The sequence below is a fragment of the Streptomyces sp. NRRL WC-3549 genome, from assembly GCF_000721935.1.
GTDB lineage: Bacteria > Actinomycetota > Actinomycetes > Streptomycetales > Streptomycetaceae > Streptomyces.
Map to the genome: position 1 here is coordinate 779 of NZ_KL585416.1, position 7,274 is coordinate 8,052.

The 7,274-nt window shown below is 71.6% G+C and carries 7 protein-coding genes and 1 pseudogene; all 8 read left to right on the forward strand.

The genetic code is table 11. From position 1 onward, the window contains the following. Window positions 1–206 (forward strand): annotated as a pseudogene (locus IH13_RS0123185) (ribosome maturation factor RimP); the annotation flags it as partial. 2 nt (window positions 207–208) lie between these two features. Further along, entirely contained in the window at window positions 209–1,249 is a 1,041-nt protein-coding gene (gene nusA, locus IH13_RS0123190; RefSeq protein ID WP_031087432.1) for a transcription termination factor NusA, read from the forward strand. Between the two features lie 132 nt (window positions 1,250–1,381). Then, a complete protein-coding gene (locus tag IH13_RS0123195; RefSeq protein ID WP_082317686.1) occupies window positions 1,382–1,660 on the forward strand; it encodes a YlxR family protein in 279 nt (92 codons plus the stop codon). A gap of 148 nt (window positions 1,661–1,808) precedes the next feature. After that, window positions 1,809–4,895 (forward strand): translation initiation factor IF-2, encoded by a 3,087-nt coding sequence (infB, locus tag IH13_RS0123200; protein ID WP_031087435.1) that lies wholly within the window; start codon window positions 1,809–1,811, stop codon window positions 4,893–4,895. Window positions 4,896–5,101: 206 nt separating this feature from the next. Beyond that, window positions 5,102–5,398: a DUF503 domain-containing protein gene (locus IH13_RS0123205; RefSeq protein ID WP_031087437.1), complete on the forward strand. Its 297-nt coding sequence runs from the start codon at window positions 5,102–5,104 to the stop codon at window positions 5,396–5,398. 25 nt (window positions 5,399–5,423) lie between these two features. Then, window positions 5,424–5,885: a 30S ribosome-binding factor RbfA gene (gene rbfA, locus IH13_RS0123210; protein ID WP_031087439.1), complete on the forward strand. Its 462-nt coding sequence runs from the start codon at window positions 5,424–5,426 to the stop codon at window positions 5,883–5,885. Beyond that, a complete protein-coding gene (gene truB, locus IH13_RS0123215; RefSeq protein WP_031087440.1) occupies window positions 5,882–6,784 on the forward strand; it encodes a tRNA pseudouridine(55) synthase TruB in 903 nt (300 codons plus the stop codon). The genes rbfA and truB overlap by 4 nt, the downstream gene beginning before the upstream one ends. A 240-nt stretch (window positions 6,785–7,024) precedes the next feature. Further along, window positions 7,025–7,274, forward strand: a 250-nt coding sequence (locus tag IH13_RS0123220) for a hypothetical protein (protein WP_031087442.1), incomplete at its 3' end; no start/stop codon positions are given.

Here is a 7,274-nt window from a genome sequence, read left to right on the forward strand (position 1 = left end):
CCGGCAGGCTGGCCAAGCTGAACCTGGCCGACGGCGGCGAACTGGTGGCCCGCATCCTCGGCGTCGACGACGAGGGGCTCGATCTCGAGGTGCCGGGCGTCAAGGGCCGCAAGCCCACCGCGCGCCGGGTCGCCTTCGACGAGATCGCCAAGGCGCGCGTGGAGATCGAATTCAATCGCAAGGACAAGAAGGAAGAGGAGGCGTAGCCGTGGACATCGATGTGAAGCTTCTGAAGGGCTTGGCGCAGGACAAGGAGATCCCCTTCGACGTGCTCGTCGGGGCGATCGAGTCGGCCCTCCTCATCGCGTACCACCGCACCGAGGGCAGCCACCGCCGTGCGCGCGTCGAGCTGGACGCCTCCGGCCACGTCACGGTGTGGGCGAAGGAGGACCCGGCCGACCTCGAAGAGGGCCAGGAGCCCAAGGAGTTCGACGACACGCCGTCCGGCTTCGGCCGTATCGCGGCGAGCACCGCCAAGCAGGTCATCCTGCAGCGGCTGCGCGACGCCGAGGACGACAGGACGTTCGGCGAGTACGCCGGGCACGAGGGCGACGTCGTCACCGGGGTCGTCCAGCAGGGCAAGGACCCCAAGAACGTCCTGGTCGACATCGGGAAGCTGGAAGCGATCCTGCCCGTGCAGGAGCAGGTGCCGGGCGAGGAGTACACCCACGGCCTGCGCCTGCGGACGTACGTCGTCCGGGTCGCCAAGGGGGTGCGCGGCCCGTCCGTGACCCTGTCGCGCACCCACCCCGGCCTCGTGAAGAAGCTCTTCGCGCTGGAGGTCCCGGAGATCGCGGACGGCTCGGTCGTCATCGAGGCCATCGCCCGCGAGGCCGGCCACCGCACCAAGATCGCCGTGCGGTCGACCCGTGCGGGCCTCAACCCCAAGGGCGCCTGCATCGGCCCCATGGGCAGCCGGGTGCGCAACGTCATGGCCGAGCTGCACGGCGAGAAGATCGACATCGTGGACTGGTCCGACGACCCGGCCGAGATGGTCGCCAACGCGCTGTCGCCCGCGCGGGTGAGCGAGGTCGAGGTCGTGGACCTCGGCGCCCGCTCGGCCCGGGTCACCGTGCCCGACTACCAGCTCTCGCTGGCGATCGGCAAGGAAGGGCAGAACGCCCGTCTCGCGGCGCGGCTCACCGGCTGGCGCATCGACATCCGCCCGGACACCGAGACCGACGAGGAGCGGGAGACCGCCGACCGCGAGCGCGCCGAGCGCGCCGAGCGCGCCCGGGAGCGGTCCTGACCGGTCCGCCGCCGCCGCACCGTTTCGGTGCGAAGGAATAGATCGAGGCGGCTCGCCGCTGAGATTCACGACAACATCCGTTCGATTCTTGCCCCAAAGGGATGAGGTCGGTACGGGGAGGTAGACTTAGCCGTGTCTGGCCGGACGCACCCCCGCGCTTGCCCTGAGCGAACCTGTGTGGGATGCCGGGAGCGGGCGGCCAAGAGTGAGCTGCTGCGCATCGTGGTGGACGAGGGAGACGTCGTCCCTGATCCACGCGGTACGCTGCCCGGCCGGGGTGCGTATGTGCACCCCGCCTCTGTCTGTCTCGACCTGGCGGTCCGCCGCCGGGCATTCCCCCGGGCCTTCAGGGCCAAGGGGCCGTTCGACTCCGCGGCACTGCAGCGGTTCGTCGAGCGGGTGACATCGTAAGAAAGTGAACGGCACGGGTCCCCGTGCGGTCAGGTACCTCGCGAGTTGGAAGTAGGTCGAGATTGCGATGAGCACTCGATGAGTACGCGATGAGTACGCCCATGAAGTAGCGACGGTCCGGCGGTAACCCGGACCTAAAAGGAGCGAAGTGGCTAAGGTCCGGGTATACGAACTCGCCAAGGAGTTCGGCGTGGAGAGCAAGGTCGTCATGGCCAAGCTCCAAGAACTCGGTGAATTCGTCCGTTCGGCGTCCTCGACGATCGAGGCGCCGGTTGTACGTAAGTTGACCGACGCGCTGCAGGGTCCCGGTGGCAACGCCGGCAAGTCCGCAGCCAAGCCGGGAGCGCCCCGTAAGGCCGCCCCCGCGAAGCCCGCCGCGCCCTCACCGGCCGCGGCGGCACGTCCCGCTGCCCCGAAGCCCGGCGCCCCGGCCCCCAAGCCGGCCGCCCAGGGCCCGGCGAGCAGCACCCCCGCGGCGCCGTCCGCGGGTCCCCGTCCGGGTCCGAAGCCCGCGCCCAAGCCGGCACCGGCCAACCCGGTGCCCGCCGCCGAGTTCTCGGCGCCGGCCCCCGCCCCGGAGCGCCAGGAGCGGCCCGCGCCGCAGCAGGCCCCGCGTCCCACCGGCGCCACCCCCGGCCCCCGTCCCGCCCGTCCGGCCCCGGCCGGCGGTCAGCGTGACGGCGGCCAGCGCGACGGCGGCCGTGGCGGCGAGCGCGGCGGAGACCGTCCGGCCCGCCCCGCGGGCCAGGGCGCACCGCGTCCCGGCGCACGTCCGGCGGGTCCCCGTCCGGGCAACAACCCCTTCACCTCCGGCGGCTCCACCGGCATGGCGCGCCCCCAGGCGCCCCGTCCCGGCGGTGCCCCGCGCCCCGGCGGCGGTCAGGAGCGCCCCGGCGCCCCGCGTCCGCAGGGCGGTCCGGGCGGTGCCCCGCGGCCCCAGGGCCAGGGCGGCGCCCGTCCGACCCCGGGCGGCATGCCCCGTCCGCAGGCTCCCCGTCCGGGCGCCGGCCCGGCCGGTAACCGTCCGAACCCGGGCATGATGCCGCAGCGTCCCGCCGCGGGTCCGCGTCCCGGTCCCGGCGGAGGCCGTGGTCCCGGTGCGGGTGGCCGTCCCGGCGGTGCCGGTGGCGGTCGTCCCGGTGGCGGCGGCTTCGCCGGCCGTCCGGGCGGCGGTGGCGGTGGCGGCTTCGCCGGCCGTCCCGGTGGTCCCGGTGGCGGTGGCGGCGCGGGTCGTCCCGGTGGTGGCGGCGGCTTCGGCGGTCGTCCCGGCTTCGGCGGACGTCCCGGCGGCCCGGGTGCCCGTGGTGGCACACAGGGTGCGTTCGGCCGTCCCGGCGGTCCGGCGCGTCGCGGTCGCAAGTCGAAGCGGCAGAGGCGTCAGGAGTACGAGGCCATGCAGGCCCCGTCGGTGGGCGGCGTCATGCTGCCCCGCGGCAACGGGCAGGCCGTCCGGCTGTCGCGCGGTGCCTCGCTGACCGACTTCGCGGAGAAGATCAACGCCAACCCGGCGTCGCTCGTCGCCGTGATGATGAACCTCGGCGAGATGGTCACCGCCACGCAGTCCGTCTCCGACGACACGCTGCGCCTGCTCGCGGACGAGATGAACTACGTCCTCGAGATCGTCAGCCCGGAGGAGGAGGACCGCGAGCTGCTCGAGTCCTTCGACATCGAGTTCGGCGAGGACGAGGGCGGCGAAGAGGCCCTCATCCCGCGTCCGCCGGTCGTGACCGTCATGGGTCACGTCGACCACGGTAAGACGCGACTGCTGGACGCGATCCGGAAGACGAACGTGGCTTCCGGCGAGGCCGGCGGCATCACCCAGCACATCGGTGCCTACCAGGTCTCCTCCGAGGTCAACGGCGAGGACCGGAAGATCACCTTCATCGACACCCCGGGTCACGAGGCGTTCACCGCCATGCGTGCCCGCGGTGCGAAGTCCACCGACATCGCGATCCTCGTGGTGGCGGCGAACGACGGTGTGATGCCCCAGACGATCGAGGCGCTGAACCACGCCAAGGCGGCCGAGGTGCCGATCGTGGTCGCGGTCAACAAGATCGACGTCGAGGGCGCCGACCCGACCAAGGTGCGCGGTCAGCTCACCGAGTTCGGTCTGGTGGCCGAGGAGTACGGCGGCGACACGATGTTCGTCGACATCTCCGCCAAGCAGGGCCTCAACATCGAGGCGCTGCTGGAGGCCGTCGTCCTCACCGCCGACGCCTCGCTCGACCTGCGGGCCAACCCGGAGCAGGACGCGCAGGGCATCGCGATCGAGTCCCACCTCGACCGCGGCCGCGGTGCGGTCTCGACCGTCCTGGTGCAGCGAGGCACGCTGCGCATCGGCGACACGATGGTGGTCGGCGACGCGTACGGCCGTGTCCGGGCGATGCTCGACGACAACGGCAACAACGTCGAGGAAGCGGGTCCGTCGACCCCCGTCCTGGTCCTGGGTCTCACCAACGTCCCGGGTGCCGGCGACAACTTCCTGGTCGTCGACGAGGACCGTACGGCCCGGCAGATCGCCGAGAAGCGGGCCGCCCGCGAGCGCAACGCCAACTTCGCCCGCAAGGGTGTCCGGTTCTCCCTGGAGAACCTGGACGAGGCGCTCAAGGCCGGTCTGGTCCAGGAGCTCAACCTCATCATCAAGGGCGACGCGTCCGGTTCGGTGGAGGCCCTCGAGTCCTCGCTGCTCCAGCTCGACGTCGGTGAAGAGGTCGACATCCGGGTCCTGCACCGCGGTGTGGGTGCGGTCACCGAGTCGGACATCGACCTGGCGACCGGCTCCGACGCCATCGTGATCGGCTTCAACGTGCGTGCCGCAGGGCGCGCGCAGCAGATGGCCGAGCGCGAGGGTGTGGACGTCCGGTACTACTCGGTCATCTACCAGGCGATCGAGGAGATCGAGGCGGCCCTCAAGGGCATGCTCAAGCCGGAGTACGAAGAGGTCGAGCTCGGCACGGCGGAGATCCGCGAGATCTTCCGCTCGTCCAAGCTGGGCAACATCGCCGGTGTGCTGGTCCGCTCCGGCGAGGTCAAGCGCAACACCAAGGCGCGCCTGCTGCGCGATGGCAAGGTCATCGCGGAGAACCTCAACATCTCCGGTCTGCGCCGCTTCAAGGACGACGTCACCGAGATCCGCGAAGGCTTCGAGGGTGGTATCAACCTCGGGAACTTCAACGACATCAAGGTCGACGACGTCATCGCGACGTACGAGATGCGCGAGAAGCCGCGAGGCTGATCCACGGGGACGACCGGGGGGAGACCCCCGGTCCCTCCTCCGCGGTCGGGGCCGGTCGACGGGTGGTATTTCCGTCGATCGGCCCCGGCCGTTCCGTGTACGGTTCGGGGTGTCCCCGCCACGAGGGTGGCGGGACGCGGCTGTGCCGGCCCGGGGGTCGCCCCCGGCGCCCCTCGAACCCGAACCGGCGGGACATCCGGACACACATGTATGTGGGGACACTGTCCTTCGACCTCCTGCTCGGCGACGTACGGTCGCTGAAGGAGAAGCGTTCCGTCGTCCGTCCGATCGTGGCCGAGGTCCGTCGCAAGTTCGCGGTCAGCGTCGCGGAGACGGGCGGGCACGACCTCTACCGCAGGGCCGAGATCGGGCTCGCCGTGGTCTCCGGGGACACGGAACACCTCACAGACGTACTCGACCGGTGCGAACGCATGATCGCGGGCCGGCCGGAAGTGGAGCTGCTGTCCGTACGACGGCGGCTGCACAGCGACGAAGACGATTGAGCACGTTCAGATAGGAGACGGACCAGTGGCCGACAACGCGCGGGCAAAAAAGCTGGCGGACCTCATCCAGGTGGTGGTCGCCGAGAAACTGCAGCGCGGTATCAAGGACCCGCGTCTGGGCACGCATGTGACCATCACGGACACCCGGGTCACCGGCGACCTGCGGGAGGCCACGGTCTTCTACACGGTCTACGGGGACGACGAGGACCGGGCGAGCGCGGCTGCGGGCCTGGAGAGCGCCAAGGGCATCCTGCGTTCGGCGGTCGGCGCGGCGGCGGGGACGAAGTTCACCCCGACCCTCGCCTTCGTGGCGGACGCCCTGCCGGACAACGCGCGCGCGATCGAGGACCTGCTCGACCGCGCACGTGCCTCCGACGCCAAGGTCCGCGAGGCGTCCTCCGGCGCCACGTACGCCGGTGAGGCGGACCCGTACCGCAAGCCGGAGGACGAGTCCGGCGAGAACGACGAGGGCTCACCTTCCGCATGACGCAGCAGAATGACAGGACGCCGGACGGGCTTGTCGTCGTGGACAAGCCGGCCGGTTTCACCTCGCACGACGTGGTGGCCAAGATGCGCGGCATCGCCCGTACCCGGCGGGTGGGCCACGCCGGCACGCTGGACCCCATGGCGACCGGCGTGCTCGTGCTCGGGGTCGAGAGGGCGACCAAGCTGCTCGGCCACCTCGCCCTGACCGAGAAGGAGTACCTCGGCACGATCCGGCTCGGCCAGGACACCGTCACCGACGACGCGGAGGGCGAGATCATCTCGTCCACCGACGCCTCGGGCGTGACGCGGGAGGCCGTCGACGCGGGGGTCGCCGCGCTGACCGGGGCGATCATGCAGGTGCCGTCCAAGGTCAGCGCCATCAAGATCGACGGCAAGCGCTCGTACGCCCGGGTGCGCGGCGGCGAGGAGTTCGAGATCCCGGCCCGCCCGGTCACGGTCTCCTCCTTCCAGGTCTACGACGTCCGCGAGGCGGTCGCGGAGGACGGCACCCCCGTCCTCGACCTCGTCGTCTCGGTCGTGTGCTCCTCGGGTACGTACATCCGCGCGCTCGCCCGCGACCTGGGCGCCGGACTCGGCGTGGGCGGTCATCTGACCGCGTTGCGCCGCACCCGGGTGGGGCCGTACGGACTGGACGCGGCCCGGACCCTCGACCAGCACCAGGAAGAGCTGACCGTGATGCCCGTGGCCGAGGCCGCGGCGGCCGCCTTCCCCCGGTGGGACGTGGACGAGAAGCGGGCCAGGCTCCTGCTCAACGGTGTGCGGCTGGACATGCCGTCCTACCCGCCGGGACCAGTGGGGGCCTTCGGACCCGACGGGGCGTTCCTGGTGCTCGTCGAGGAGCAGAAGGGCAAGGCCAAGAGCCTCGCCGTCTTCGCCTGAGCGGGCGGGTACCAGGGGGCAGGGTGCCGGGGCTTCCGGCTGGGGGCTGTGGGTCCTCGTCGTGGAGCGGGCAGTCCCCCCGGTGCCCGCTCCACGATTCCCCTCCCGCGGTCATCTCTGTCCAGGAAGACCCGGGTATTCACCCCAATGGGCGGGCGCTCGGAGTGATCGAGGGGTGCACGGGGGGCGCTTTCCTCCGTGCGCGTGCCGTGTCGATCATCAGGGTCCTACCGTCGGACCATGGGCAGCGGGGACCGGTCGACACTGGTGAGTATCTGCGATCAGGCGGGCCGGCCACGGGGGACCGGCTTCGTCGCGGACGACCGCGGCACGGTCGTCACCAGCCATCAGGCCGTGGCCTCGGGCGTGCCGCTCGTCCTACGCGCCCCCGACGGGCCGACCCGTGCCCTGGACCCGGACGACATCACCGAACTGCCCGCCCTGGGCCTCGCCCTGCTGCGCACCGGCGGGCCGGACGCGCTGGGCGGCG

What these genes read in the sequence shown, in the direction of transcription:
- IH13_RS0123205 (WP_031087437.1), top strand. Translation starts at nt 5,102, where the DNA reads ATGTATGTGGGGACACTGTCCTTCGACCTCCTGCTCGGCGACGTACGG.
- truB (WP_031087440.1), top strand. Translation starts at nt 5,882, where the DNA reads ATGACGCAGCAGAATGACAGGACGCCGGACGGGCTTGTCGTCGTGGAC.